Annotated in this window: 27 protein-coding genes; 10 read left to right on the top strand and 17 right to left on the bottom strand. The window is 64.3% G+C overall.

The features are described 5' to 3' along the window. Positions 1-29 precede the first annotated feature (29 nt). A complete protein-coding gene (locus AC1DUB_RS15875) occupies positions 30-1286 on the top strand; it encodes a phospholipase A (RefSeq protein ID WP_477730317.1) in 1257 nt (418 codons plus the stop codon). Positions 1287-1304: 18 nt separating this feature from the next. Here AC1DUB_RS15875 and AC1DUB_RS15870 read toward each other — a convergent pair whose 3' ends face one another. Continuing rightward, positions 1305-2243, bottom strand: a complete 939-nt coding sequence (locus AC1DUB_RS15870; protein ID WP_477730316.1) for a LysR family transcriptional regulator — start codon at positions 2241-2243, stop codon at positions 1305-1307. Positions 2244-2398: 155 nt separating this feature from the next. Between AC1DUB_RS15870 and aptA the strand changes: the two genes are divergently transcribed. The 3 genes from aptA (at position 2399) to AC1DUB_RS15855 (ending at position 7552) form a co-directional block, all read left to right on the top strand. After that, the gene (aptA, locus tag AC1DUB_RS15865; protein ID WP_477730315.1) at positions 2399-3757 is read left to right on the top strand and encodes an omega-aminotransferase AptA; all 1359 of its coding nucleotides are present in this window, start codon (positions 2399-2401) and stop codon (positions 3755-3757) included. 179 nt (positions 3758-3936) lie between these two features. Further along, complete coding sequence (gene fusA, locus AC1DUB_RS15860) at positions 3937-6048, top strand: elongation factor G (protein ID WP_477730314.1); 2112 nt, start codon at positions 3937-3939, stop codon at positions 6046-6048. Between the two features lie 157 nt (positions 6049-6205). Then, the gene (locus AC1DUB_RS15855; protein WP_477730313.1) at positions 6206-7552 is read left to right on the top strand and encodes a cation:proton antiporter; all 1347 of its coding nucleotides are present in this window, start codon (positions 6206-6208) and stop codon (positions 7550-7552) included. A gap of 289 nt (positions 7553-7841) precedes the next feature. Here the strand turns inward: AC1DUB_RS15855 and AC1DUB_RS15850 are convergent, their stop codons facing one another. After that, positions 7842-8129, bottom strand: coding sequence for a DUF4148 domain-containing protein (locus AC1DUB_RS15850; protein ID WP_477730312.1), 288 nt, complete (start codon positions 8127-8129; stop codon positions 7842-7844). 209 nt (positions 8130-8338) lie between these two features. On the opposite strand from AC1DUB_RS15850, the gene AC1DUB_RS15845 reads away from it, so the two are divergent. Both AC1DUB_RS15845 and AC1DUB_RS15840 read left to right on the top strand, forming a co-directional pair. Further along, positions 8339-9265 (top strand): LysR family transcriptional regulator, encoded by a 927-nt coding sequence (locus AC1DUB_RS15845; RefSeq protein ID WP_477730311.1) that lies wholly within the window; start codon positions 8339-8341, stop codon positions 9263-9265. 405 nt (positions 9266-9670) lie between these two features. Then, complete coding sequence (locus AC1DUB_RS15840; protein ID WP_477730310.1) at positions 9671-10000, top strand: DUF4148 domain-containing protein; 330 nt, start codon at positions 9671-9673, stop codon at positions 9998-10000. 123 nt (positions 10001-10123) lie between these two features. On the opposite strand, the gene AC1DUB_RS15835 is transcribed toward AC1DUB_RS15840, so the two are convergent. From AC1DUB_RS15835 to AC1DUB_RS15815, 5 genes are all read right to left on the bottom strand, one after another. After that, positions 10124-11173 carry a fatty acid desaturase gene (locus AC1DUB_RS15835; RefSeq protein WP_477730309.1) on the bottom strand — a complete coding sequence of 350 codons (1050 nt, stop codon included), beginning with the start codon at positions 11171-11173 and terminating at the stop codon, positions 10124-10126. 265 nt (positions 11174-11438) lie between these two features. Then, complete coding sequence (locus tag AC1DUB_RS15830) at positions 11439-12227, bottom strand: helix-turn-helix domain-containing protein (protein ID WP_477730308.1); 789 nt, start codon at positions 12225-12227, stop codon at positions 11439-11441. Positions 12228-12256: 29 nt separating this feature from the next. Further along, a complete protein-coding gene (locus AC1DUB_RS15825) occupies positions 12257-12643 on the bottom strand; it encodes a response regulator (RefSeq protein WP_477730307.1) in 387 nt (128 codons plus the stop codon). A gap of 175 nt (positions 12644-12818) precedes the next feature. Then, a complete protein-coding gene (locus tag AC1DUB_RS15820) occupies positions 12819-13463 on the bottom strand; it encodes a response regulator (protein ID WP_477730306.1) in 645 nt (214 codons plus the stop codon). After that, entirely contained in the window at positions 13460-14659 is a 1200-nt protein-coding gene (locus AC1DUB_RS15815; protein ID WP_477730305.1) for a PAS domain-containing sensor histidine kinase, read from the bottom strand. The genes AC1DUB_RS15820 and AC1DUB_RS15815 overlap by 4 nt, the downstream gene beginning before the upstream one ends. A gap of 215 nt (positions 14660-14874) precedes the next feature. Here AC1DUB_RS15815 and AC1DUB_RS15810 point away from each other — a divergent pair, with 215 nt between their 5' ends. Continuing rightward, positions 14875-15348, top strand: a complete 474-nt coding sequence (locus AC1DUB_RS15810; protein WP_477730304.1) for a universal stress protein — start codon at positions 14875-14877, stop codon at positions 15346-15348. 63 nt (positions 15349-15411) lie between these two features. Here the strand turns inward: AC1DUB_RS15810 and AC1DUB_RS15805 are convergent, their stop codons facing one another. From AC1DUB_RS15805 to AC1DUB_RS15765, 9 genes are all read right to left on the bottom strand, one after another. Next, entirely contained in the window at positions 15412-15693 is a 282-nt protein-coding gene (locus AC1DUB_RS15805) for a hypothetical protein (RefSeq protein WP_477719183.1), read from the bottom strand. Positions 15694-15717: 24 nt separating this feature from the next. Next, entirely contained in the window at positions 15718-15993 is a 276-nt protein-coding gene (locus AC1DUB_RS15800; RefSeq protein WP_477730303.1) for a FixH family protein, read from the bottom strand. Positions 15994-16003: 10 nt separating this feature from the next. Then, entirely contained in the window at positions 16004-17434 is a 1431-nt protein-coding gene (gene ccoG / locus AC1DUB_RS15795) for a cytochrome c oxidase accessory protein CcoG (RefSeq protein ID WP_477730302.1), read from the bottom strand. Positions 17435-17480: 46 nt separating this feature from the next. Continuing rightward, the gene (gene ccoP, locus AC1DUB_RS15790; RefSeq protein WP_477730301.1) at positions 17481-18398 is read right to left on the bottom strand and encodes a cytochrome-c oxidase, cbb3-type subunit III; all 918 of its coding nucleotides are present in this window, start codon (positions 18396-18398) and stop codon (positions 17481-17483) included. A 15-nt stretch (positions 18399-18413) separates the two neighbouring features. Continuing rightward, entirely contained in the window at positions 18414-18551 is a 138-nt protein-coding gene (locus AC1DUB_RS15785) for a cbb3-type cytochrome oxidase subunit 3 (protein ID WP_477730300.1), read from the bottom strand. Positions 18552-18563: 12 nt separating this feature from the next. Then, positions 18564-19205, bottom strand: coding sequence for a cytochrome-c oxidase, cbb3-type subunit II (gene ccoO / locus AC1DUB_RS15780; RefSeq protein WP_477730299.1), 642 nt, complete (start codon positions 19203-19205; stop codon positions 18564-18566). 13 nt (positions 19206-19218) lie between these two features. After that, positions 19219-20652 (bottom strand): cytochrome-c oxidase, cbb3-type subunit I, encoded by a 1434-nt coding sequence (gene ccoN, locus AC1DUB_RS15775; RefSeq protein ID WP_477730298.1) that lies wholly within the window; start codon positions 20650-20652, stop codon positions 19219-19221. 62 nt (positions 20653-20714) lie between these two features. Next, positions 20715-20852, bottom strand: a complete 138-nt coding sequence (ccoS, locus tag AC1DUB_RS15770) for a cbb3-type cytochrome oxidase assembly protein CcoS (protein ID WP_477730297.1) — start codon at positions 20850-20852, stop codon at positions 20715-20717. Beyond that, positions 20853-23147, bottom strand: coding sequence for a heavy metal translocating P-type ATPase (locus AC1DUB_RS15765; protein WP_477730296.1), 2295 nt, complete (start codon positions 23145-23147; stop codon positions 20853-20855). Positions 23148-23252: 105 nt separating this feature from the next. On the opposite strand from AC1DUB_RS15765, the gene AC1DUB_RS15760 reads away from it, so the two are divergent. Further along, the gene (locus AC1DUB_RS15760) at positions 23253-23696 is read left to right on the top strand and encodes a universal stress protein (RefSeq protein ID WP_477719192.1); all 444 of its coding nucleotides are present in this window, start codon (positions 23253-23255) and stop codon (positions 23694-23696) included. A gap of 24 nt (positions 23697-23720) precedes the next feature. Then, complete coding sequence (locus AC1DUB_RS15755; protein WP_477719193.1) at positions 23721-24143, top strand: universal stress protein; 423 nt, start codon at positions 23721-23723, stop codon at positions 24141-24143. A 439-nt stretch (positions 24144-24582) separates the two neighbouring features. On the opposite strand, the gene AC1DUB_RS15750 is transcribed toward AC1DUB_RS15755, so the two are convergent. Beyond that, positions 24583-25479 (bottom strand): LysR family transcriptional regulator, encoded by an 897-nt coding sequence (locus tag AC1DUB_RS15750; RefSeq protein WP_477730295.1) that lies wholly within the window; start codon positions 25477-25479, stop codon positions 24583-24585. A gap of 274 nt (positions 25480-25753) precedes the next feature. Here AC1DUB_RS15750 and AC1DUB_RS15745 point away from each other — a divergent pair. Beyond that, positions 25754-25939: transposase (locus tag AC1DUB_RS15745; protein ID WP_477730453.1), on the top strand; the 186-nt coding region annotated here is incomplete at its 3' end.

Genomic DNA, 25939 nt, shown 5'->3' with positions numbered 1-25939 from the left:
GGATTTCACCCGCCGTGATGACTGACGCCATGTCCCTCCCCCTGCTTCTCCAACGATTCACTCCGGCCCGCCGCCTGCCCTGCGCCCTTATGCTCGCCGGCCTGCTGACCGGCGCGGCGCAGGCCCAGGCTGTGCCGGCGGCCGGTGTGCCGCTCCAGCGTCCGTCCAGCGAGGGCTGGCAGGCTTGCCAGGCCCTGAAAAACGATCCCGCGGCGCAGCTGACATGTTTTCAGCAATGGGCGGATTCGCAGTCGCCCGCTGCGGCGCCAGCCGCAAACGGGGCGGCGGGGGCCGGCAAACCGGCCCCCACCCWGATCACGGCGCCGGCCAATCCGGAGACGGGCCAGCCGGCCACGCCGGTGCTGGTGCTGCCCGCCATGAACAGCGATGCACCGGACGGCAAACCGCTCGGCTGCAAAAACGACCAGTACGGCGTGCTCTCCAGGTTCTGGGAACTGCAGCGCGGCACCGACTGCGATACCTTTTCCCTGCGCGGCTACCGGCCCACCTCGCTGGCCGTCTCGGCCTCCGACAGCGTGAACACCCAGCCGTCATCGACGGCCGCCGGCCACACGGCCCTGACGGCGCAGGCCTATGGCCGCACCGAGAACAAAATCCAGCTGTCGGTCCGCACCAAGATCGCCAAGGGCCTGCTCAAAAGCGGCCCTGCGGACCAGGACGACCACGACTCGCTGTGGTTTGGCTACACCCAGCAAAGTTACTGGCAGCTGTTCAACGGCGGACTGTCACGCCCGTTTCGCAATACCGACCATGAACCCGAGCTGATCTATATCTACCCGCACCAGATTCCGCTGGCCGGTGGCTGGAACTACCGGCTCTCCGGGCTGGGGCTGGTGCACCAGTCCAACGGGCAGTCGCTGCCGCTGTCACGCAGCTGGAACCGCGTCTACCTGATGGGTGCGGCCGAGAAAACACTGGCCGGCGACTCCAGCCTGACACTGCAGGGCCGGGTCTGGGACCGGCTGCGCGAGTCGTCCGGCAATGACGACAACCCCGGCATCGAAAACTACGTGGGCCGCGCAGAACTGACCGGCGCCTGGCAGATCAACAAGGCCCACAGCCTGGGCCTCACGATGCGGCATTCGCTGCGCAAGGAGGCCCACGGCTCGGCCCGACTGGACTGGATGGTGGGGCCCGCCTCCTCATCCAGCTACACCGGCCTGCGCTACCACGTGCAGTTGTTCAGCGGCTACGGCGACAGCCTGCTGGACTTCAACAGAAAGCGCACTGTATTGAGCCTGGGCCTGAGCGTGGTGGACTGGTAGTCCTCCTTCGCTGCAGCTTCAGGGCGCCCCGGTCTTGCCGTGCGCCCGCACCAGGCAATCGTGAAAGGCCTGTACCACGCGCGACGGCTGGGGAGAGCGCCTGAGCAGGCTGACAAAAGTGCAGGGGTAGCGGAACACGGCGGGCTGCACCGCCCGCATCTGGCCGCGTCGCTCAAACCCCTCGGCGTAGTGGTCTGGCAGGAAGCCGAGAAACTTCCCCGAGAGGATCAGAGTGGCAATGGCCTCCTGGTCAAACCCCGTGGCCTTGCGCGACAGGCCTGCGCTGTGGCTTAAGGCCATGTTGGGCGAGTGATAGCCCAGACCCGCGAAATGGTAGGCCTGCAGCCCGTCCCAGGTCAGCGAAGACCCCGGGTCGGCGCCAAACAGCGGATGCTGCGCGCCGCAGTACAGCAGCATGGTCTCGCTGAACAGCTCGGCATACAGCAGACTGTGAGAAGTGCGGTGGGCCGGAATGATGCCCACCTGGTAGCTGCCATCCATCACGCCACGCTCGATGGCGTTGATGGAAGCCACATGCAGTTGCAGGTGCACGTCTGGCGCCTGTTCGGTGAATTCGGCAATCGCTTCACCGATGTGGGCCCGCGGATTGCTGGCGGTCTTGTCGAACACCGCAACCGCCAGCGCGCCCCCCATGCGTGAGTGGATGTCGTCAATGCTGTTGCGAAAACCCTCCACCGAAGCCAGCAAGCGCAAAGTCTCTTCATAAACCCGCTGCCCTTCGGGCGTGAGGGCAAAACCGGCTCGGCCACGGCGGCACAGCACCAGGCCCAGCCGGGTCTCCAGGTCCTTCACATGGCGGCTGACCGTGGACGTGCCGATGTTGAGTTCCAGCTCGGCCGCAGCCATGCCGCCGCAATCGACCACGCTCTTGAACACCTGCAGCAGCCGCAGGTCCATGTCGCTCAACTGCCCCAGCACGGCGCGCTTCACTTGCATAAAACCTCAAGTAAACATTGATATTGCATGCTTTTAGAGGTTAACAGAACACTCCAGAATGTCCTCATTGCCTCGCAAATGGGTTCTCGGGCTCTCGGGTTCTCGCGAGGCCGCTCCCCACCATTTCCTGCCCCCCCAAACTCCGGAGAAAGCACATGCGCTTCACTGACCTTGAGCAACCCACAACGGCCGCCGACCCCCGCATGGATGCCGCCTGGCTCGACGCCCACTGGATGCCCTACACCGCCAACCGCAGCTTCAAGGCCAACCCGCACATGGTGGTGGAGGCCAGCGGCGCCTACCTGACGGATGCCGGGGGACGCAAGATTTTTGACGGCCTGTCGGGCCTCTGGTGCTCGGGCCTGGGCCACTGTCGGCGCGAAATCACCGAGGCCGTGAGCCGCCAGGTCGGCAAGCTCGACTATGCACCGGCCTTCCAGTTCGGCCACCCGCTGGCCTTCGAGCTGGCCAACAAGATCAAGGAACTGACGCCCGAAGGGCTGGACTACGTGTTCTTCACCGGCTCGGGCTCCGAGGCGGCCGACACCTCGCTCAAGATGGCGCGGGCCTACTGGCGCGCCAAGGGCCAGGCCGGCAAAACGCGCCTGATCGGCCGCGAGAAGGGCTACCACGGCGTCAACTTCGGCGGCATTTCGGTCGGCGGCATCGCGGCCAACCGCAAGCTGTTTGGCCAGGGGGTCGAGGCCGACCATCTGCCGCACACCCAGCCGCTGCCCGGCTCCTTTCACCGCGGCATGCCGCCCACCGGCGCTGAACTGGCCGACCGCCTGCTCGACGTGATCGCGCTGCACGACGCGTCCAACATCGCCGCCGTGATCGTTGAGCCCTTCTCCGGTTCGGCCGGCGTGGTGATTCCGCCGCAGGGCTATTTGCAGCGCCTGCGTGAGATCTGCACGGCGCACAACATCCTGCTGATTTTTGACGAGGTCATCACCGGCTTTGGCCGCTGCGGCGCCTGGACCGGCGCCGAGGCCTTTGGCGTGGTGCCCGACATCATGAACATCGCCAAGCAGGTGACCAATGGCGCGCAGCCGCTGGGCGCCGTGGTCGCGACAAAAGACATCTACGACACCTTCATGGACGCGGGCGGCCCGGAGTACATGATCGAGTTCCCGCACGGCTACACCTACTCGGCCCACCCGGTGGCCTGCGCCGCTGGCGTGGCCGCGCTCGATGTGCTGCAGAAGGAAGACATGATAGGCCGCGTCAAGGCGCTGGCGCCGCATTTCGAGAACGCCGTGCACAGCCTCAAAGGCAGCAAGCATGTGGCCGACATCCGCAACTACGGCCTGGCCGCCGGCTTCACGATTGCCGCACTGCCGGGCGAGCCGGCACGCCGTCCCTACGAGATTGCGATGAACTGCTGGAAGAAGGGCTTCTACGTGCGCTACGGCGGCGACACCATCCAGCTGGCCCCGCCCTTCATCAGCGAAAAGGCCGAGATCGACCGGCTGATCAACGCGCTGGGCGATGCGCTGGCCGAAACGGCATAAGCAGCCCCCTCACACTGCACACGTATTGCACACGTACTGCACGTGCAGCGTTCGCTGCGGTAATTCGCTATTGTTTTTAGCATCTCCTTCGCATACCCTGATCAGGCGGGCTTCGCCGGACGCTGTTGTTGCACAAAGCGCCGGTCGTGCCCGCCCAACCTGGTGCGCAAGGAGACGTCATGACCCGCAAAACACCTATTGAACGCTACCGCAACATCGGCATCAGCGCTCACATTGACGCCGGGAAAACCACCACGACCGAGCGCATCCTGTTTTACACCGGGGTGAACTACAAGCTCGGCGAGGTCCACGAGGGAACGGCCACCATGGACTGGATGGAGCAGGAGCAGGAGCGAGGCATCACCATCACGTCCGCCGCAACGACTGCCTTCTGGAAAGGCATGGCCGGCAACTACCCGGAACACCGCATCAACATCATCGACACGCCGGGCCACGTCGACTTCACGATCGAGGTCGAGCGCTCCATGCGCGTGCTCGACGGCGCGGTGATGGTCTACGACTCCGTCGGCGGCGTGCAGCCGCAGTCGGAAACCGTGTGGCGCCAAGCAAACAAGTACAAGGTGCCGCGCATTGCCTTCGTCAACAAGATGGACCGCGTGGGTGCCGACTTTTTCCGCGTGCAGCGCCAGATCGGCGAGCGCATGAAAGGCGTGGCGGTGCCGGTGCAGATTCCGATCGGCGCCGAGGATCACTTCCAGGGCGTGGTCGATCTGGTGAAGATGAAAGCCATCGTCTGGGACGACATCAGCCAGGGCCTGCATTTCGAATACCGCGACATTCCGGACGAGTTGCTCGCCACCGCCAGGACCTGGCGTGACAAGATGATCGAGGCCGCCGCCGAAGCCAGCGAGCCCTTGCTGGAAAAGTACCTCGCCGGCGAAGCGCTGAGCGAAGACGAAATCCGGCAGGGGATCCGCCAGCGCACCGTCGCCAACGAGATCGTCCCGATGCTGTGCGGCAGCGCCTTCAAGAACAAGGGGGTGCAGGCGCTGCTCGATGCCATCATCGACTACCTGCCCTCACCGGTCGACGTGCCGGCCATCCTCGGCCACACCGAAGACGACAAGACCGCCGAGCGCCACCCCGGCGATAACGAGCCGTTTGCGGCGCTCGCGTTCAAGGTCATGACGGACCCGTTTGTCGGGCAGCTGATCTTCTTTCGCGTCTATTCGGGCGTGGTCAAGACGGGCGACACGGTGTACATCCCGGGCAAGACGCGCAAGGAGCGGCTCGGGCGGCTGCTGCAGATGCACGCCAACGTCCGCCAGGAAATCAAGGAAGTGCATGCGGGCGACATCGCGGCGGCGGTGGGCCTGAAGGACGTGACCACCGGCGACACCCTGTGCGACCCGGACAAGGTGATCATGCTGGAGCGCATGGTCTTTCCGGAGCCGGTGATCTCCCAGGCCGTCGAGCCCAAGACCCAGGCCGACCAGGAGAAGATGGGGGTGGCGCTGCACCGGCTGGCCCAGGAAGATCCCTCGTTCCGGGTGCAGACCGACGAGGAATCCGGCCAGACCATCATCTCGGGCATGGGCGAGCTGCACCTGGAGATTCTGGTCGACCGGATGAAGCGCGAGTTCGGCGTGGATGCGACCGTCGGCAAACCCCAGGTCGCCTACCGCGAGACGATCAAGCAGGCCGTCAAGGACGTTGAAGGCAAGTTCATCAAGCAGTCGGGCGGGCGCGGGCAGTACGGCCATGCCGTGCTGAACGTCGAGCCGCAGCCACCGGGCAAGGGCTATGAGTTCGTTGATGCCGTCAAGGGCGGCGTGGTGCCGCGCGAATACATTCCGGCGGTGGACAAGGGCATCCAGGATGCCCTGACGGCCGGCGTGCTGGCCAGCTATCCGGTGGTTGACGTGAAGGCCACGCTGGTGTTCGGCTCGTCGCATGATGTTGATTCGAATGAAAACGCCTTCCGCATGGCCGGCGCCATCGCGTTCAGGGAGGCGATGCGCCGCGCCAAGCCGATTTTGCTCGAGCCCATGATGGCGGTTGAAGTCGAAATGCCAGAAGACTTCATGGGCCATGTGATGGGCGACCTGTCAACGCGCCGCGGCATGATCCAGGGCATGGAAGACATTGCGGGGGGCGGCGGCAAGCTGGTGCGCGCCGAAGTACCGCTGAGCGAAATGTTCGGCTACTCGACGACGCTGCGCTCACTGACGCAGGGCCGGGCCACCTACACGATGGAGTTCAAGCACTACACGGAGGCGCCCGCCGATGTGTCCGACGCCATCATTCGCGGAAAGGGAATGGGCAGGTAGTGATCAGGCCGGACCAGGTTCCCCGCCATAAGCATCATGAAATCACGGTCCCGGCGGCCAGCGCCCACCGAACGGGTTTGCTTTAAGCTGTGCAAATGACTTGCACCGTCTTTTGCGCTGAAGGGCAACCACCGCCGCACCACCTGTCCGCTCCACCATGATGGAGCCGGACGCTTTCACCCTGGGCTGCATCATCGTCGGCGCCTTGCTGATTGTGATGACCCTGAGCGGCTCCTTCATTGCGCGCCTGCCGCTGAGCGCGGCGATGCTCTACCTCGGGGTGGGCGTGGCCATCGGGCCGATGGGACTGGGCCTGCTCAAGCTTGACGCGCTGAAGAACGTGGCGCTGCTGGAACGGCTCACCGAAGTGGCCGTGCTGATATCGCTGTTCACCGCAGGCATGAAGCTGAAACTGCCGCTGACGGACCAGCGCTGGCGCATCCCAGTGCAACTGGCCACGGTGTCGATGGTGGCCACGGTGGGCGCGATCACGGCACTCGGCGTGTGGGGCCTCGGCTTGCCGCTGGGCGCGGCCGTGCTGCTTGGCGCGATTCTGGCCCCCACCGACCCGGTGCTGGCGTCTGACGTACAGGTGGCCAATGCGGGGGACCGGGATCGCCTGCGCTTTGGCCTCACCGGCGAAGGCGGCCTCAACGACGGCTCGGCCTTCCCCTTCGTCATGCTGGGGCTGGGCCTGCTGGGCCTGCACGAACTGGGCGACGGCGGCTGGCGCTGGTGGGCGGTTGATGTGCTGTGGGCGGTGGCCGGCGGCCTCGGGCTGGGCTACCTGATGGGCTCGCTGATCGGCCGCGTCATCCTCTACCTGCGCATGCGCCATCGCGAGGCGCTGGGCTCCGACGAATTCATTGCCCTGGGGCTGATCGCCCTGACCTACGGCCTGGCCCTGGTCAGCCAGACCTACGGCTTCCTTGCCGTGTTCGCCGCCGGGCTGGCGCTCCGGCGCATTGACGAGCTGCCGCAAGCCCCGGTCGCCCCACCTGCGCCCGAGCTGAGCGCGGCAGAACAGCATGCGTCGGGTGCCGAAGCTCCCGCCCACATGATGAACGAGGTGCAGCGCTTCAACAGCCAGCTGGAAAGCTTTGTCGAGGTGGCCATGGTGCTGACCGTGGGGGTGCTGGTTGCCACGGTACGCTTTCACGGCGAAGTGCTGTGGTTCATCCCGGTGCTGTTCCTGGTGATTCGCCCGTTGGCCGTGTACCTTGGCCTGCTGGGCACGCCCGTGAAGGGCGCGCAGCGCCGCCTGATGGGCTGGTTCGGCATTCGCGGCATCGGCTCGCTGTATTACCTGCTCTACGCCATCAGCCACGACATTGAAACGGCACTGGCCCAGCGCCTGCTTTCCATCACGCTGGCGGTGGTGATTGCTTCGGTGATTGCGCACGGCATTTCGGTCACGCCGCTGATGAAGCGCTATGAGGCGCGCAAGACATCGCGCCGGGGCCCGGACGCCGACCGACCGATGTCCGGCGCACCACCCGAGTGACAGCCGCAGCGCTCCGCACAGGGGGCCGCTGCAGCGTGTATCAAGTTATTCATAACCAATCCCCGACTCCCCGACGGCTAAAGCAAGAGAGGCGCAAACCGCTATTGTTTTGTAGTAGCTGCCCGCCGTCCACGGCAGTGACTGGGCAATTCTGCAAGGGCCTGGACGGTCTCTGCGCACCCACCACGTACAAAGGCCCCGGAATCTGTTACGGCGCCGGAGCCTTTGCATGTTGCAACGGGGACGCCAGCCTGGAGCGGGCGCCTGCCGCTGCATCAGCGGGTATCGCTTATTGCTGAACGGACTTCACGACGGCAGCGCCCTGGGACGCAGTACCAGACGTGTCGCCGTTGGACGCGCCCGGATTTTGCTGGGTCGTTGCGCCGCTGGCGCTGGAACTGGCCGTGGCCCCTTCATGCTGCCCCTGCAGCACTTCGGCCTGGACTTCAGCACGCGTGCGGGTCGAAGGCACTTTCATCTGATCCCACAGATAGGAATTGAAGGTCTGGGCCGAAGCGGCTACGGAAGTCAGGGCAGCAATCGCCACAACGGCGCTGGCAATCAATTTCGATTTCATGATGAAAGTCCTCTCAAAGTTAAAGTGACATTTCCGGGCATGGCGGGCTCATCTATCCCGTCTGTCCAGCCTCGGTGAGTCGCCTTGCAAGGGGGTTCCGGCTCATCGATGGACGAACTTTATTCCGTTCATGCAAATCAAAAAACAGCAAAATTAACAATTTATTGCTGCTAAAACAGCAATAATCAAATGAAAAGCAAGGGTATTCCATGGACCGTCTTCAATCAATGCGGGTGTTTCAACAGGTGGTGGACGACGGCAGCTTTGCCGCCGCAGCGCGCAAATTCGACATGTCGTCGGCCGTGGTGACCCGGCTGGTCAGCGACCTGGAAGACCATCTGGGCGTGCGGCTGCTGCATCGCACCACCCGCCGCATGGCACTGACGGATGCAGGTGTTGCCTACCTGGCTCGCGTGCGCCACATCCTGAGCGACATCGACGAGGCCCACGCGGCGGCGCAGGCGCATGCCCAGGAGATGTCCGGCGTGATCCGCATCCTGACGCCGCCCATCTTCGGTGTGCATGTGCTGGGGCCGCTGGTGGCCGAGTTCGGGCGGCGCTATCCCAAGGTCGTGCTCGATATTTACGTCGACTCGCCGCTCGTGCCGCCGGTGGAAGACTACGACCTGACGCTGCTGGGCGCGACCGATACCTTCGACGCCAACATCATTGCGCGGCCCATTGCCTCGTCGGACGGCATTCTGTGCGCCTCACCCGACTACCTGCGCCGCAATGGCATTCCGCAGCAGCCCGAAGACCTCGCCCGGCACCGCTGCCTGCGGATCAAGGCCCCGGCCAACCGGCACCGCACCTGGCGCCTCATCAATCCCGACGAGAACAGGCGCGAGCTGGAAGTGCCGATCGAGCCCGCCATGCTGGTCAACCACTCCGACACGCTGATACGCGCCTGCGTCGATGGCGCCGGCATCATCAGCCAGTCGAGTCACATGGTGGCCAACCACCTCCACAGTGGCGAGCTCAAACGAATCCTGTCGCCCTGGATCACGGGCACCAACACCCTGTATGCGGCACTGCCCAGCCGCAAATTCATTCCGGCAAGAACCAGCGTGTTTCTGGAATTCATGATCAAGTCCACGCGGACTGTGATCAAGAAAATCGACGCGCGGCACGAGTGAGCCTTGACCGCGCAAGCGCAAGGCCATCGCCCTGCAGCCGCGGCCGGCATGGAAAACCGGCCATCAGTCCCCATATGACATGCCAGAGCGTGGCACGTCCTTTCTGCAATGAGAGTCCGGCATCGTCCGATTTCGCCATGTGCAATCAACGTGGCTGCAATGTAGCTGCGCTTGATGGGGCAGCGACCCAGAACTTTTAACGCGTCAAAAAGTTCCAGCATATGGCGCTTCCATTGTTCCAGTTTTGACAACGGAATGTTCTGCCAAAGCACACTTGTCTATCGACGATGCGGAACAAGGTTCAGTGCATCGATGAGCCACAAACAGCGACTCAGCGATGAAGGCCCCTCGGGCAGAAAGCCCGTCCGACCGGATATTTCAAAAACATTCTCAAGGAAATTCATCATGAAATCGACTCTTGTCTCTGCCTCCATTCTTGCCATCGCTGCACTTGCCTCGGCCAACAGCTTCGCCGAAGGTCGCGACCCCTATCCGCTGGACCGGCTGGACCAGGTGAGCGCCGTCAGCACCAAAACACGTGCTGACGTGCAGGCCGAATTGCTGCAGGCACAGCGCGAAGGCTACAGCGTGAACATCGGCAACACTTACCAGGACCCGGCCTTCAGCGGCACAACGGCCAGCACCAGGACCCGTGCTGAAGTCAAGGCCGAAGCGTCGTCGGGTACCGTTGTATCGGTCAGCGCCCTGGAGCATGCCTATCCTGCTGTTCAATAAACAAGCACCCTGAGCACCCGGGCCCAGGCCCATTGGCGGTGCGACAGCCACGCACCCCGCCGCGCTTTTTGCGCGGCGGGGTGCACTCGTTCAGGTGCCGCATTTCGCGGTGGGCGCCAGGCCCTAACTCGTTCGCCTTCCGGCAAAGTCCGTCCAGCATTGCCGCTCAAAATCGTAGAGCTTGCAGCGCCGGGCCGTCTGGAAATACCATGCCCATGAAAACGGCTGAATCACAATTCGGCCCGGCAGTTTTTTCTCGAGCAGCGCCTGCGCTTTCTTGAGGCGATACAGCGGCAGGCTCATGTCGACGTGATGCGCCGTGTGCTCCATGATGTGGTGCAGCGCGCAGCCGATGCCTGCACCGAATGTCAGGTGCACCGTGGTCGAAACAAAAGGGCTGGCCGCCGACCAGTCGTTTTTTTGCTCGTACCAGGCAACGCTGGCATGCGTGTGATGGACATAGACGACAAAACCCATCAAGGCGTTCCAGACAAAAAGCGGCAGCACCAACGCGACGCCGAGCAGCCACGCGACCGATTGGCCGGTCGCGGATGCCGCATAGGCGAGCGCGGCAATCCAGGCGGCTGCTACCGCGGTGACCAGCAGACAGTCGGCCGTGAAAATGCCGCGGCGTGTGGGCATCAACGCCCGCGACGGGAAGTACATTCGCTTCCACCAGATTTCAACGCCGTAGTAAAGCCATGGCGCCCAGCCGCTTCGATACAGGCGCTCACACACCTTGCGCCAGGCGGGCATGCGCCGATAGGCTTCGATCGAATACGGCTGCCAGACAAAGTCGAAGTCCTTGAGGTTGGTGTAACCGTGATGGACCACGTTATGGCCAACGTCCCAGAGGCTGTATGGCGTGAGGGACGGCATGAATACCAGCCGCCCCAGCCACCGGTTGAGCCGGCGGTGCGGGGTCAGGCTCTGGTGGCAGGCATCGTGGCCCAGGATGAAAAGACGCCCGATGACCAGGCCGGTCAGGATGGCCGCCAGCACCTGCAGCGCAGGCTGGGCCAACAGTACGGTCGCAGAGATGGCCAGCGCGAACAGGGCAAGGTCCGACACCACCAGGAGCAACGCGTACGCGGTGTTTTTGGTGGCGATGGGTGCGAGCCAGGAGCGGATGATTTTTCGGGGCGGGATAGCTTCGGTGAGATCAGCAGGCATGAAATTTCGGCAGGTTGTGGTTGATGCGGAACAAGTGCAGGACAGCAGGACGGCAGGACGTACAGGAGATCCCGGCCATGTTCAGACGCCCGGTCCGCCCGGCGACGGCTGCATTGACGCAAAAGGGATGAGTGGACGGTCAGGCAGGCACCCGCCCATCAGGCCGCAGCAGGGTCGTGGGTCAAAGCGTGTCAGCTTAGCGGGCCTGCCCCGGCGGCGCTTTGATTCACATCAACCGCCCGTGCTTCGATGGCCTGCGAAGCACTCAATGCACATGCATCTCGAATGACCGCGTCAGGCCGTCCGGATCGGTGATGCGGATATGGCGCTTGTCCACTTCCAGCAGGCGTTTGTGCTGGAAAGCCGAAAAGGTCCGGCTCACGGTCTCCAGCTTCATGCCCAGGTAGCTGCCGATTTCGGCCCGGGACATCCGGAGGTGGAACTCGTTGGCCGAGTAGCCGCGGGCTCTCAGCCGTTGCGACAGGTTCAGCAGGAAAGCCGCCAGACGCTCCTCGGCATTCATGCTGCCCAGCAGCATCATCAGGCTGTGCTCGCGCACGATCTCGCGGCTCATCAGGCGGCTGACCAGGTTCTGCGTGCCCGCATTGCCCGCCGCCAGTTCCGTGAGGTGGGCATAGGGAATGGCGCAGACCTCGGTGTCCTCCAGCGCCGTGGCGCTGCTCGCGTGCGTGCCGTGGGCCACACCGTCCAGGCCCATCAGTTCGCCCGCCATGTGAAAGGCGCTGACCTGCTCGCGGCCATCCGCCAGCGTGAGGCTGGACTTGAACGTGCCGCTGCGCACCGCATAAATGAACTGGAAACGATCACCCGCGCGGTAAAGGGCTTCTCCGAGCCTGACCTTGCGTCGCCCGAACCTCAAACTGTCCAGGCGGGCCATATCGGTGCCCGTCATTCCGCAGGGCAGGCACAAGTCCCGCAGATGGCAGCTGGCGCACAGGATTTTCAGGGGCGCGACGGTCCCGGCCCGCGTCGGGGGCGGCCGGGGCACAAAGCGGATCGGGGATGCGGGGGTGTCAAGGTTGAGGCCAGGCATGCATTTCTCCTGCTGGGTCGTTGGTTTCATTACACGACCTCACACGCAGACGCCACCGTCTGCGCGAGCTGGTCGAATTCGGTGCTCTTGTCGAGGAAGCGGTAGGCGCCCTCGTCGAGATAACGCTTGCGGTAGGCCGGGGCCGAGTTGTTGCTGAACACGACGAAGGCAATGCCGGGGGCAGCCAGGCGAACGGCCCGCAGAACCTGCATGCCTGAACCGCCATCGAGCTGCACATCCAGCACCACCACATCGGGCCACGCGGAAAGAATCCCGTCGATCGACGCCTGAGGCGTGCCAGCCTCGCCCACCACAGTGATGGCGCGTGCGCCCAGCAAGACGGCAACGCGCTGGCGGATCATGGCGGAGTCCTCGGCGAGGAAGACCTTGATGGCGGAAGTATGGCGCTGAAGCATGCCTCTACTGTGACCGCGGTGCGGTCGCAGGGCCATCGGCGCAGGTCGAAAGTGGGCCTCGGCGTGCCCCTAAATTTACCTCGGCCGGCGCCGCAGGGGGCCTAGGAATTTTCCGAGCGGGCTAAGAACCTGTTTACGATCTAAACGAGGCCGCGTTTAGATCGTAAACAGGTTCTTAGGGTTCGAACTGGTCGGTCAGGCCGTGCCGCATGGCGTAGCGGATCAGCTCGCTTTGATTGTGCAGACCCATCTTCTGCATCAGGTTGGACTTGTGCGTGCTGACCGTCTTGACCGACAGGTTGAGCCGGCCCGCGATGTCGGTGACCGATACACCGGCGACCAGCAGGCGGAACACTTCGAATTCGCGGTCCGACAGGGTCCCGTGCGCGGCGACCTCGCTGCCCGGCATCGCGCCCAGCGCCAGCTGCTCGGCCACCTCGGCACTGATGAAAGCACCGCCAGCGGCGATCTTGCGGATGGCCTGCTCCAGTTGCGCCGGCGCGCTCTCCTTGGTCAGGTAGCCACTGGCACCGGACTTGATGGCGCGCACGGCGTACTGCAGCTCCTGGTGCATGCTCAGCACCAGGATGCGCAGCTTGGGCTTCTCGGCGCGAACCAGCTTGATCAGCTCCATGCCGCTGCGTCCCGGCATGGACAGGTCCAGCATCAGTACATCGAACGACAGTTCACGCACCCGCTGCATGGCCTCGGCGCCATTGGCGGCCTCGCCGGCCACCTCCATGTCGTCGGCCGAGGAAATGATGCGCTTGAGACCTTCCCGCACGATGGCGTGGTCATCCACAATGACGATCCTGATCAATCCGCTGCCCCCGCTTCCTGAACCTGAACCGGAATCCGCACATCGATACGGGTCCCCTGCCCCGGCTGGCTATCGATGGTGACAGCCCCTTTGAGCAACTGCGCACGCTCGCGCAGGCCCAGGAGGCCCAGGGAATTGGGGCTGCGTGGCGCGGCCGGCGAGAAGCCCCGGCCGTTGTCGGCAACATGCAGGGTGACCGCCTCCGGCGTCCGCTCGATTTTCACCTCGACGCGCGAGGCTTCCGCATGCTTGGCCACATTGGCCAGCGACTCCTGCACGATACGGAAAACAGCGGTGGCGTAGGGCTCGTGCAGTTCCACCTCGTCATCCACCGAGAGCGTGCAGGCCACGCCGGAGCGCTGGCTGAAATTTTGAACCAGCCACTCGATGGCCGGCGCCAGGCCCAGGTCATCCAGCAGCAGCGGGCGCAGGTCCGAGGCGATGCGGCGGGTGGCTGCGACCGTGGTGTCGAGCATGGCCAGCATCTCGCCGAGCTTGGCGGCGGCCGCCTGCGCTCCCTCCGGCAACTGGTCGCGCACCCAGATCGCGTCCATCTTGAGGGCCGTCAGCGACTGGGCCAGTTCGTCATGCAGTTCCCGTGCGATACGGGTCTTCTCGCCTTCGCGAATGGTGTGGGCCGCGGCGGCGAAGGCGCTCAGTTCTTCCTGGGTGCGCATGCGCTCGCTGACATCGCGCAGGATCACGGTGAACAGCTTGCCGTCCACGGTATCCAGCTGGGAGATGGAGGCTTCCATCGGAAACTCTTCACCGCTGGCGCGCTGCCCGTAAAGCACGGTGCCGTCGCCCATGCGCCTCGAGGTGATGCCCGTGGTATTGAATTGGCGGACATGCCCGGCATGGCTGCCGCGGAAGCGCTCCGGCATCAGTTTTTCCAGGCGTGCTCCCATCGCCTGTGCGCTCGGCCAGCCGAAGATTTTCTCCGCCGCGCGGTTGTACAGCACGATGCGCTGTTCTTCGTCCACGGTGATGATGGCGTCCATGGCCGAGTCGAGCAGACCCGCCAGCCGGGCAGCGGTGGCGTCCATTGCACTGGCACCTGCGGGGCGCTGGACAGCTTCGCCGCCGGCACGGGCCAACTCGGGCGCGGCGGCCACCGACGGCGGGGACACGGTGGCGTCACCGACCCGCTCACGGCTGGTTGAGCTTGTTTTTCCCGGCGTTGTTTGGTTGAACACACGGTGATCTTACAACTCATGTCCGCCAAGCCTCCCGCCGCCGGGCTGTCGTCAGGAGGAGAAGTGGATGCTGAACGCATGTACAGTTCCCCCGCAGCCTCCCGGCGGCGATCCGGTCAACAAAGTATTTCCCTGTTTGATCGACATCAACCCGGCCCGACGGCAAGCGCTCCACACTGCAGGCATCAGGCCATCACCCGCAAAGGAGCCCCACCATGTACAAACGCATTCTCGTGCCCGTCGACGGCAGCGAAACCTCCAACAAGGCCCTGGTCACCGCCTTGCAGTTCGCCAGGGACTTCGGCGGCCGGGTGCGGCTGGTCCACGTGATGGAAGAGCTGACCTACCTCACGGCCTACGACCCCTACGGCTACTCCGGCGACCTCGTCACCGTCATGCGGGAGACCGGTGAAAAGATTCTGGATCAGGGCATGGCCATGGCCCAGTCTGCCGGCGTGGAAGCCGACTCCATGCTGTTCGACAAATCCGGCGAGAGGCTGGCGGAAACCGTGGCCGATGCGGCGAAGCGCTGGAACGCGGACCTGATCGTTGCAGGCACCCACGGCAGACGCGGTCTCGGCCGCGTGCTCATGGGCAGCGGCGCTGAACAGATTGTCCGCCTGGCACCCGTCCCCGTGCTGGTGGTCCGGCTGCCTGACAGCGACAGCGACAGCCACGCACAGGCCTGAGCCAGGCCCGTGTCAGCTGGCCCTCGGCCGCCGCAGGGCAATCCGGCGGCGTCTGCCGCATGGCTATTGCTGAGGGCAGCCGTCCGGGCGCTCGCCGGATGCCAGCGGGCAGCAGTTGACCTCGGCAGGCGGCATGCCCAGCAGTGTCGTCAGGGCACACGACGCCGTTCCGACGGCCCAGAAGACGAAGAAGCCCGCTGTGTAGACGCCGGTCCGTGGCCAACCGAGCGCCTGCCCGGCCCACCGCAACTCGAACGGATCCACCACCGCGAATACCACCAGTTCCAGAATGCAGGCCGACAGGAAAGCGGGCCAGGCGACCCGCATGAGTTTCTGACTCCACATGGCATGTCTCCTTGTAGTTTCGAACTATCGCGGTGCCGCGGCCGGCGGCGTGGCGGCATGATTGCGGCCCTGCAGGGCGGGCATCAAGGCCTTGTCCCTGGCGAGCGTCTGGTTGATCTCCATGCCGCGCCGGTAGTAGTCCTCCGCCACGACCGGATCAGGGCTGCGCACCGCGATCCACACCGTGGTCAGGCCGGCAACCACCACCGCGACGGGGCCGGTGATCACCAGCCAGACATGGCCGTGCTTCCACCAGGGGGGAGAAGGAGGAGGAGGAGTGGCTTGCGGCAGGTCGTTCATGGACTATCTCCTAACGGGGCACGAGGAACACGGACTTCTCGCTCACATGGGCATCACCCGCGATGTCGCCGATGCTGAACTGGATGGGATGCGAGCCGGGGCTGGCGGAGCCGTAGGGAATCTGCAGCCTGACGGCAACCCAACGGGATTCTGCCGGGCCGACCACCACCTCGGCGTCGGAGGCCAAAGTCAGCCCATCCAGCCCGCCGGCGGCGATGCGGTAGTGCTGCGGCTGCTCGGTGGCGTTCATGATCTGCAGCCGGTAAACGTTCTCCAGCTTGCCGCCGGCCACGATGCGCGACAGCGCGGCACGGTCGCGCACCACGTCGACCTTGAGCGGCATGCGGACGACAAGGCTCCACAGCAGGCCCAGGCACAAGGCCAGCAGGATGGCGCCGTAGACCAGCACCCGCGGACGCAGGACCTGCCGCCATATCTGCAGCCGGCTCCAGTGTTGGGCCAGCGCGTTCTGGGTCGTGAAGCGAATCAGGCCGCGCGCATAGTTCATCTTGTCCATCACGCCATCGCAGGCGTCGATGCAGGCGGCACAGCCGATGCACTCGTACTGCAGGCCCTTGCGGATGTCAATGCCGGTCGGGCAGACCTGCACGCACAGGGTGCAGTCCACGCAGGCGCCCAGCGATAGCGCGGCCGGGTCGGCCGTGCGCGAACGCGCCCCGCGCGGTTCACCACGGCTGCCGTCATAGCTCACGATCAGGGTGTCGCGGTCAAACATGGCCCCCTGGAAGCGCGCATACGGGCACATGTATTTGCACACCTGCTCGCGCAGGAAGCCGGCATTGCCATAGGTGGCCAGGCCGTAGAAGCACACCCAGAACACTTCCCAGGCGCTCATGCGCGTTTGCAGGAACTGCATCCCGAGCTCGCGGATCGGCGCGAAATACCCGACGAAGGTGAAGCCGGTCCACATCGCCAGCCCCAGCCACAGGATGTGCTTGAACCACTTCTTGACCAGTTTTTCCAGCGACATGGGCGAGCCGTCCAGCCGCATCCGCAGGGTGCGGTCGCCCTCGACCTTGCGCTCTATCCACAGAAAGATCTCGGTGTACACGGTCTGCGGGCAGGCAAAACCGCACCACAGGCGCCCGGCGACGGCCGTGAAGAGAAACAGCGTGAGCGCGCTGACCACCAGCAGCCCGGTGAGATAAATGAAGTCCTGCGGGTACAGCACATAGCCAAAGATGTAGAAGCGCCGCGCGCCCAGGTCAAACAGCACCGCCTGCCGCTGACCCCACTCCAGCCAGGGCAGGCCGTAGAACACCAGCTGGGTCAGGATGACGCAAGCCAGGCGCCAGCGCGCGAACAAGCCTGTGACCGAGCGCGGATAGACCTTCTTCTGCGCCTCGTACAGCGACTCCGTCAGCCCATGCGCCACTTCCGGCACGATGGGTATCACTTTGCGACGTGTGGAAGATTGCAAGCGAAACTTTCTCTTCAGGGGCTCTTCAGGGACTCTTCAGGTTCTCTCAGGGTTTGGCCGGAAGGGGCTTGTTGGACATGCCCCAGATGTAGGCCGTCAGCACATGAAGCTGTGCTTCGGTCAGCTTGCCGATCTGCGCCGGCATCTCGCTGGTCTTGCCCCTGTTGATCATGTTGATGATGGCCTGCTCACCCCAGCCGTGCAGCCAGATGTCATCGGTGAGGTTGGGCGCGCCCAGCGCCGGGTTGCCCTTGCCATCCATGCCATGGCAGGCCGCGCAGGCGCCGAATTTGCTTTTGCCCAGGGCCCCGCGCACGGAGTCGTGTGGACTGCCGGACAGGCTCAACACATAGTTGGCGAGATTCTTCACGTCGTCGGGCGTGCCCACCGCCGCCGCCATCGGCGGCATCTTCCCCTGCCGGCCGCGCGTCAGCGTTTCCGTGATTTTGTCGGGCGTGCCGCCATGCAGCCAGTCGCCGTCGGTCAGGTTGGGAAAGCCCTTGCTGCCACGCGCGTCGGAGCCGTGGCACTGGGCACAGTTGTTCATGAACAGGCGCTCGCCAATCGCCATGGCATTGGCGTCGCCGGCCAGCTCCTCAGCGGGCTTCGCGGTGAACTGCGAATACAGCGGCGCGAGCTCCTGGTTGGCGCGCGCTACCTCGACCGTGTACTCGGCCTGGGTGCTCCAGCCGAGTCGACCCTGGTAGGCGCCCAGGCCGGGATAGGCCACCAGGTACCCCAGGGAAAACACAATGGTCAGCACGAACAGCCACATCCACCAGCGCGGCATGGGGTTGTTCATTTCCCGTAAGTCCCCGTCCCACACATGGCCGGTGGTGTTGTCGGCGCTGGAGACAATCCGCTTGCGCGCGGTCACCCACAGCAGGACCAGGCAGGCCACGATGCCCAGCAGGGTCAGCGCGGCCACATACAGCGACCAGAAATTGCCGGTGAAATCACTCATCAAAAACTCCCGGAATCAGTCTTGCTCAAACGGCAGGCGCGCCGCTTCGTCGAAACGCGCACGGTTGCCTCGGGAATATGCCCACCAGACAATGCCCAGGAAGGTGACGAGCGAGGCCAGGGTGGCCACGATGCGCAGGCTGTTGACATCCATCTGTATTTCTCCTTATTTCAGGGCCAGGCCCAGCACCTGCAGATAGGCGACCAGGGCATCCATTTCGGTCTTGTCCTTGACGTCCTGCGCCGCCTGGGCGATCTGCGTGTCGGCATAGGGAACACCGACGCTGCGCAGGGCCCGCATCCGCGGCGCCATGTCCGCGGCGTCCACCAGGTTCCGATCCAGCCAGGGGTAGGCAGGCATGTTGGACTCCGGCACCAGGTCGCGCGGGTTGTTCAGGTGAATGCGATGCCATTCGTCGCTGTACTTGCCGCCCACGCGGTGCAGGTCCGGCCCGGTGCGCTTGCTGCCCCACTGGAAGGGATGGTCATAGACGAACTCGCCGGCCACCGAATAGTGGCCATAGCGCAGGGTCTCGGCGCGGAACGGCCGGATCATCTGGGAGTGGCAGTTGTAGCAGCCCTCGCGCAGGTAGACGTCGCGCCCTGCCAGCTGCAGCGCCGTGTAGGGTTTGACACCCGTCACCGGCGCGGTGGTGGATGTCTGGAAGAACAGCGGGACGATCTCCACCAGCCCGCCGACGGCGATGACCAGCAGGATCAGGACGATCATCAGGAAATTGTTGGTCTCGACCTTTTCGTGCGAGAAGCCGGCAGAGGCGGAAGCGGAAGAAGAGTGGTTGTCGCTCATGTTGTGGGCTCCATCAGGCGGCTTGAGGCAGGGGGACGGCGGTGCGGTGCGGTCGTCCCTGCGCCACGGTCATCCAGGTATTCCATGCCATCACCAGCATGCCGCCCAGGTAAAGCAGTCCGCCCATGAAGCGGATGACGTAGAAGGGATACGTGGCCTTCACCGACTCGACAAAGGTGTAGGTCAGGCTGCCGTCGGCATTGAGCGCGCGCCACATCAGGCCCTGCATCACGCCGGCGATCCACATGGCGGCGATGTACAGCACGATGCCGATGGTGGAGACCCAGAAATGCACCTCGATCGCCGGGACGGAGTACATCTTCTTCTGGCCGAACAGGCGCGGAATCATGTAGTAGAGCGTGCCCATCGTGATCAGGCCCACCCAGCCCAGCGCGCCGGCATGCACATGGCCCACCGTCCAGTCGGTGTAGTGCGACAGGGCGTTGACGGTCTTGATGGACATCAGCGGCCCCTCGAAAGTGGCCATGCCATAGAACGACAGGGCGACGATCAGGAAACGCAGCACCGGGTCGTCGCGCAGCTTGTGCCATGCGCCGGACAGGGTCATGATGCCGTTGATCATGCCGCCCCAGCTGGGCGCCAGCAGGATCAGCGAGAACACCATGCCGACCGACTGTGTCCAGTCCGGCAACGCCGTGTAGTGCAGATGATGCGGGCCGGCCCACATGTAGGTGAAGATCAGCGCCCAGAAGTGGACGATGGACAGGCGGTAGCTGTACACCGGCCGCTCGGCCTGCTTGGGGATGAAGTAGTACATCATGCCCAGGAAGCCGGCGGTGAGGAAGAAGCCCACCGCGTTGTGGCCATACCACCACTGGATCATGGCGTCCTGCACACCGGCATAGGCCGAGTAGGACTTCATCCAGCCGGCGGGCACGGCGGCGCTGTTGACGAGGTGCAGAACGGCCACCGCCAGGATGAAGGAGCCGTAAAACCAGTTGGCCACATAGATGTGGCGAACCTTGCGCATGCCGATGGTGCCGAAGAAGACGATGGCATAGGACACCCAGACCAGCGTGATCAGGATGTCGATGGGCCATTCCAGCTCGGCGTATTCCTTGCCCGAGGTGTAGCCCAGGGGCAGGCTGATGGCGGCCGCGACGATGACGGCCTGCCAGCCCCAGAAGGTGAACGAGGCCAGCCTGCCCGCGAACAGCGGGACATGGCAGGTGCGCTGCACCACGTAGTAACTGCTGCCGATCAGCGCGCAACCGCCAAAGGCAAAAATCACGGCATTGGTGTGCAGCGGCCTGAGCCGGCCGTAGCTGAGCCATGGAATGTTGAAGTTGAGTTCAGGCCAGGCCAGCTGGGCGGCAATGAACACACCGACCAGCATGCCCACCACACCCCAGACCACAGCCATCAGCGAAAACTGCCGCACGACCGTGTCGTTGTACAGTGCGGCGGGAATTACTTGATCGTTCATGGAGCACCTTTTTCTTGACGCCCAAGTGTCTCCATCAAGGGTGGGGTGCGAGTTGATGAAAATCAATCCGACCGCAGAATGCGCTCGGCCTCCTGGTCGAGCGCCTCGAACTGGCCGCGCCAGACCGCCCAGCCCAGCGCGCCGATGATGAGCAGCGCCAACACGACCGACAGCGGAATCAGCAGAAACAGTATGGCCATTCAAGCGGCCCCGGGAATGCGCGCCAGCCGCGCCGAATTCAGCACCACCAGCAGCGAGCTGGCTGCCATGCCCAGCCCCGCCAGCCAGGGCGGCATGAAGCCGAGGATGGCCAGCGGTACGCAGACGGCGTTGTAGAGTGCCGCCCACAGCAGGTTTTGCCGAACGACGGTCCGCGTGCGGCGCGCCTGCAGCAGCAGCGCAGGCACATCGGCCAGCTGGTTGCCCAGCACCACGAAGTCGGACTTCGCCTGTGCCAGCGGCACGGCGTGCCCCATGGCCACCGACAGGTCGGCGCAGGCCAGCACCGGCCCATCGTTCATGCCGTCGCCCACCATGGCGACGCGCCGGCCGCGCCGCTGCAGGGCGCGCACGTGCGCCAGCTTGTCTTCGGGCGTGCGCTGGCCGCAGGCCTCATCGATGCCGGCGCGGCTGGCCAGCCGCAGGACGGCTCCGGTCTGGTCGCCGGAGAGCAGCTGCACCCGCAAGCCCATCGCCTGCAGCCCGCCGACCGCAGGCCTGGCATCGGGCCGCAGCGCCTCTTCAAATTCAAAGCTGGCCAGCCAGCCCTGCCCATCGGCCAGATGCACCTGCGGGCCACGGGCCGGCGAGTCCTGCGGCGGGGCACCGCAAAATGCGGCCGAACCCAGCCGCATCACGCGCGGATGGCCTCCCATCTCACCACGGCCCACGACCGTCCCCTGCAACCCGTGGCCAGGTATCTCGGTGATCTCCGCGGCGGGCCAGGCCGCGCCCGCAACGGCCTGCACAATCGCGCGCGACACCGGGTGGTGTGAATGCTGCGCCAGCGCCGCCGCGAGCTGGAGTGCCTGCGCAGTGTCGGCGCCCGGGCGGGCCCGACGCATGACCACCGCCATGCGGTCCTCGGTAAGCGTGCCGGTCTTGTCGAACACCACCGTGTCCACCGTGGCGCCGGACTCCAGCGCCTGCAGGCGACGCACCAGCACGCCCCGGCGCGCCAGGGCGCCCGCCGCGGCCAGCGTGGCGGCCGGCGTGGCCAGCGACAAGGCGCAGGGGCAGGTGACGATGAGGACGGCGGCCGCCACGCTGATCGCATGCGCCGGGTCCACCGGCCACCACCACAGCGCCGCCGCGGCGCTGGCCAGCAGCACCCCCAGCAGGAAGGGGCTGGCGATGCGGTCGGCAACCCGGGCCAGCCGCGGCTTCTGGACCGAGGCCTGCTCCATCAGCGCCACGATGCTGGCATACCGGGTCCCGGCACCCACGCGGTCCACCCGCACCAGCAGCAGGCCGGAGAGGTTGTGGCTGCCGGCGATCACCGCGCCGCCGACGCCCCGCTGCAGCGGCGCGGACTCACCGGTCAGCAGGGCTTCATCCACCCGGCTGTCGCCCGCCGTCACGGTGCCATCCGCAGGAATGACCTCGCCCGGCAGCACACGGATCAGGTCGCCCACGATGAGGCGCCGCAGGGCCACGCGCTCGAACTGGCCCTCAGCGCCCTGCCGCTCCACACTGTCGGGCAGCCTGCGAATCAGCGCCTCCAGCGAGCCGGCCGTGCGGTCGCGCAGGCGCTGCTCCAGCAGGCGCCCGGACAGCAGGAAAAACACGAACATGGTCACCGAGTCGTACCAGACCTCGGCACCCCACGGCCCGGCGGTATCGAAGGTGGCGGCCGTGCTGGCACCAAACGTGATGAGGATGCCCAGCGCCACCGGCACGTCCATGCCGATGCGCCGTCTGCCCAGGTCACGCAGCGCGGTGGCAAAGAACGGCCAGCAGGAAAACAGCACGACCGGAAGCGTCAACACCCAGGAGGCCCAGCGCAGCAGCGCCTGCACATCCGGCGTGATCTCGCCGGGGCCGGCGACATAGGCGGGTAGCGCGTACATCATCACCTGCATCATGCAAAAGCCCGCGACCAGCCAGCGCCAGAGCATCAGGCGTTGGGCCTGCAGCCGCGGCGCGGCCAGCAGCATGTCGCCAGCCGGCAGGGCCGTGTAGCCGGCGCGCTGGAGTGCGGCCATCCAGGCCGAGGGGCAGGTTCGCCCGGGCTGCCACACGAGGCGCGCCATCGCGGTCGCGCCATTGACCTGAACGCCCTCCACATCCGGCAACTGGCCCAGCGCCTGCTCCACCGTGAGCGAGCAGGCGGCGCAGTGCATGCCATCGATGGCGAGGTAGGTCTCCCACCAGCCATCGCGCCCGGCCACGGGCCGGCTGAAGCCCTCCCATTCGGCGGGCTCGTCCAGCGCAGCCCAGTCCGCATGGGACGCGGCAACAGGCTCCGCGCCCAGGGCAAGGGTGGCAGTTTGCATGGCGCAAGGTTACCCAGTACACCGACACGCCCGGTTGATCTGGATCAATCCGGTACAGGACGCGCGCGCCTAAGCTGTGGACGTCAATCAAGAAAGGAGAAGAACATGTACCAACGCATTCTTGTTGCTACCGATGGCTCCACCCTCTCGAAAAAGGCCGTTCGCAGCGCGCTCGGGCTGGCAAGCGCACTCGGCGCCGAACTCGTGGCGCTCCATGTGGTTCCACGCTACCCCATGAGCTATTTCGAGGGCAACGTGTCGATCACACTCCAGGAGGTCGGCCGCATCGAAAAACAATGGGCCACCGAGGGCCAGGCCATGGTCGATGCGGTGCAGCAGGCCGCGCAGGCCGAAGGGATCCGGGCCAAGGCCGTGGTCGCGCGCTCCAACCTGGTGGCCGAGGCCATCATGGCCGCAGCCAAAAAACACAAGTGCGACCTGATCGTCATGGCCTCACATGGCCGCAAGGGTCTCAAGCGCGTGCTGCTGGGCAGCGAAACCCAGCATGTGCTGGCGCACAGCAGCACTCCTGTGCTAGTGTTGCGTTGAATTGGTCCACCTGGAGGAGAAAAAATGAAAGTCCTGTTCGCCGCCGATGGCAGCAAGTACACCAAGAAGGCCCTGGCCTTCCTCGTCACCCACGAAAGCCTGACCGGCCCGGAGGACGAGGTGGTCGTGCTCAATGTACAGGCGCCCATGCCCGGGCGCGTCAAGACCATGGTGGGCGCCGCCACGGTCAGTGCCTACCACAAGGACGAAGCCCTGAAGGTGCTCGAGCCGATCGAGCGCTTCCTCAAGCGCCACAAACTGCACTACCGCGTGACCTGGGCCATCGGCTCGCCGGCGGCCGAAGTGGTGCGCGCCGCGCAGCGCGAAAAGGCGCACATGATCGTCATGGGCACCCACGGCCACGGCCTGGTCGGCCGCGCCATCATGGGCAGCGTGGCCCAGCGCGTGGTCACCGAATGCGACGTCCCGGTGCTGCTGGTCAAGTAGGCCCCTCAGCCATTGCCGTGATGCCGGCGGCTTGCCAATTCTTTTGAAGAACTCCTCCCGCGGCGGAATCCACGATTTGGTCATCCCTGACGAGGACAGGGAACCTGCCACCATCGTAGAAAAACGCCCCAGAGCCCGAAAAGGGCGCTGGGGCGCATGAATACTGGTGGCTTTCTACTGATGGCTTTCCCCATCGAAAACCCCCAAAAGTCGCATCAGCTGTTGAGCGCAATTAAAGTCGTAAATGGAGTGCACCCCTGCAGTTGGATCACGGGGATAAAGCAGAACTGATACGCTGATCGGGCCTTCAGCCAGGAGAAGGTCACGTCATCAAAAGGTCCTTACCGACGCCATGCGCCGGAATTCAAGAGTCAACGCCAGTGGACTTGATCAGAGTTTCCTTAGTGCGTATGAGAATGCCATTTGCCGCGGCGAAGGGTCATTTTTTCTCTGCAGCTACGCGTACGCATGCTTCCAGAAATTCGACGAGCAGAGGGCTGGGAATGCTGGACGCCAGCACCGTAGCATAAATTCCCCGATAGGCGGTTCGGCTGCTTATACGGCGGTAAGCCAACCCTGTCATGTTGATGCGTTCCAGCAAAGATTCGGACAAAACGCCTACGCCCAAACCAGCTCCGATAAGTCCCAACATGGTGGCTACTTGAGCAACCTCGTAGGCAGGTGAAAACTGCTCCCCTGATTGAAGGTAATGATCCTCAATGGTCTGTCGCATGTGACTTCTCTTGTTCACCGCAACTTGAGGATGGCGCTGAATATCCGACCAGCGCAGGGATTTCTTGGCGGCCAGCGCATGGCCTTCGGGAAAGATGACGACAAGGTAGTCCCGAAAAAGCTCCTGCGATACAAGGTCTGCACCCTTACTCTCAACCGGCGTGAACGCGATATCGGCCTTCCTCGCACGAACCATCTCCAGGCAGATGTCAGACAGTTCGTCATGAATCCGAATATCAACATCTGGCAGTCGCGGGACAAACTGCTGAATCACTTTCGGAATGAAGCTCGCCGCGACCGATGGCCCCGCGGCAATCGTCAATCGACCTCGTTTCCCGTTTGCGTATTGCTTGATGCGAGTCTGTGCCAACTCGACCTGCTCTGCAATCTGCTCCGCCATGCGATGAAACTCAAGACCCACTTCGGTCAGGCCGACCTGGCGTGTAGTCCGCTCAAAAAGACGCACCCCGAGAGTTTCTTCGAGACGTTTGACGGTCGCACTGAGGGCGGGTTGCGACAAATGACAAATGGATGCTGCCTGGCTGAAGCTAAGCGTTCTCGCGACTACAAGAAAGACCTCAATTTGGCGAAAGTTGATGCTCATTTTCGGGCATTGCCTGGACTTGCGCGTGCGTGAATCGGAGTGCACTTCGCGTCAGAAACGGGGCATCACGCAGGTGCCATGGGAGGTTTTGCACAGCCGACGGATAGGAATTTTTTGAGTCTAGCATCGTTTGTGCGCGATCAGAAGTTGCGGGAGACCGCCACAGACACAACCCCGAGCGCCGAAAGAACACGTGTTCTAGGGCAATGCTGATTAAGGTCCACGGCAATTGAGGGAGAGGCGTTACTTGACGATGAAACAACAAAGCCTGGCGATGGCAGCCGATCAAGGATTGGGATTCGAACAGTTCCGCAAGCCCACGCGGCGGGAAGAGTTCCTCAAGACCATGGACGCGATCGTGCCATGGTCAGCCCTGTGCGAAGTCATCGCGCCGCACTATCCCAAAGCCGGCAACGGACGCCCGCCCATTGGCCTGGAGCGCATGCTTGGAGCGCATGCT

It is taken from the genome of Polaromonas sp. P4_F9 (assembly GCF_056401235.1).
Note: the sequence above shows the minus strand (reverse complement) of the source record. Positions and strands in the feature narration are given on the sequence as shown.

Excerpts from the sequence above, each read along its gene's own strand:
- AC1DUB_RS15840 (WP_477730310.1), top strand. The coding sequence starts at position 9,671 with ATGAAATCGACTCTTGTCTCTGCCTCCATTCTTGCCATCGCTGCACTT.
- fusA (WP_477730314.1), top strand. The coding sequence starts at position 3,937 with ATGACCCGCAAAACACCTATTGAACGCTACCGCAACATCGGCATCAGC.
- AC1DUB_RS15810 (WP_477730304.1), top strand. The coding sequence starts at position 14,875 with ATGTACAAACGCATTCTCGTGCCCGTCGACGGCAGCGAAACCTCCAAC.
- AC1DUB_RS15805 (WP_477719183.1), bottom strand. The coding sequence starts at position 15,693 with ATGTGGAGTCAGAAACTCATGCGGGTCGCCTGGCCCGCTTTCCTGTCG.
- AC1DUB_RS15845 (WP_477730311.1), top strand. The coding sequence starts at position 8,339 with ATGGACCGTCTTCAATCAATGCGGGTGTTTCAACAGGTGGTGGACGAC.
- AC1DUB_RS15800 (WP_477730303.1), bottom strand. The coding sequence starts at position 15,993 with ATGAACGACCTGCCGCAAGCCACTCCTCCTCCTCCTTCTCCCCCCTGG.
- AC1DUB_RS15835 (WP_477730309.1), bottom strand. The coding sequence starts at position 11,173 with ATGCCTGCTGATCTCACCGAAGCTATCCCGCCCCGAAAAATCATCCGC.
- AC1DUB_RS15855 (WP_477730313.1), top strand. The coding sequence starts at position 6,206 with ATGATGGAGCCGGACGCTTTCACCCTGGGCTGCATCATCGTCGGCGCC.
- AC1DUB_RS15785 (WP_477730300.1), bottom strand. The coding sequence starts at position 18,551 with ATGGATGTCAACAGCCTGCGCATCGTGGCCACCCTGGCCTCGCTCGTC.
- AC1DUB_RS15755 (WP_477719193.1), top strand. The coding sequence starts at position 23,721 with ATGAAAGTCCTGTTCGCCGCCGATGGCAGCAAGTACACCAAGAAGGCC.
- ccoP (WP_477730301.1), bottom strand. The coding sequence starts at position 18,398 with ATGAGTGATTTCACCGGCAATTTCTGGTCGCTGTATGTGGCCGCGCTG.
- AC1DUB_RS15870 (WP_477730316.1), bottom strand. The coding sequence starts at position 2,243 with ATGCAAGTGAAGCGCGCCGTGCTGGGGCAGTTGAGCGACATGGACCTG.
- ccoS (WP_477730297.1), bottom strand. The coding sequence starts at position 20,852 with ATGGCCATACTGTTTCTGCTGATTCCGCTGTCGGTCGTGTTGGCGCTG.
- ccoO (WP_477730299.1), bottom strand. The coding sequence starts at position 19,205 with ATGAGCGACAACCACTCTTCTTCCGCTTCCGCCTCTGCCGGCTTCTCG.
- AC1DUB_RS15850 (WP_477730312.1), bottom strand. The coding sequence starts at position 8,129 with ATGAAATCGAAATTGATTGCCAGCGCCGTTGTGGCGATTGCTGCCCTG.
- AC1DUB_RS15760 (WP_477719192.1), top strand. The coding sequence starts at position 23,253 with ATGTACCAACGCATTCTTGTTGCTACCGATGGCTCCACCCTCTCGAAA.
- AC1DUB_RS15765 (WP_477730296.1), bottom strand. The coding sequence starts at position 23,147 with ATGCAAACTGCCACCCTTGCCCTGGGCGCGGAGCCTGTTGCCGCGTCC.
- ccoN (WP_477730298.1), bottom strand. The coding sequence starts at position 20,652 with ATGAACGATCAAGTAATTCCCGCCGCACTGTACAACGACACGGTCGTG.
- AC1DUB_RS15830 (WP_477730308.1), bottom strand. The coding sequence starts at position 12,227 with ATGCCTGGCCTCAACCTTGACACCCCCGCATCCCCGATCCGCTTTGTG.
- AC1DUB_RS15825 (WP_477730307.1), bottom strand. The coding sequence starts at position 12,643 with ATGCTTCAGCGCCATACTTCCGCCATCAAGGTCTTCCTCGCCGAGGAC.
- aptA (WP_477730315.1), top strand. The coding sequence starts at position 2,399 with ATGCGCTTCACTGACCTTGAGCAACCCACAACGGCCGCCGACCCCCGC.
- AC1DUB_RS15750 (WP_477730295.1), bottom strand. The coding sequence starts at position 25,479 with ATGAGCATCAACTTTCGCCAAATTGAGGTCTTTCTTGTAGTCGCGAGA.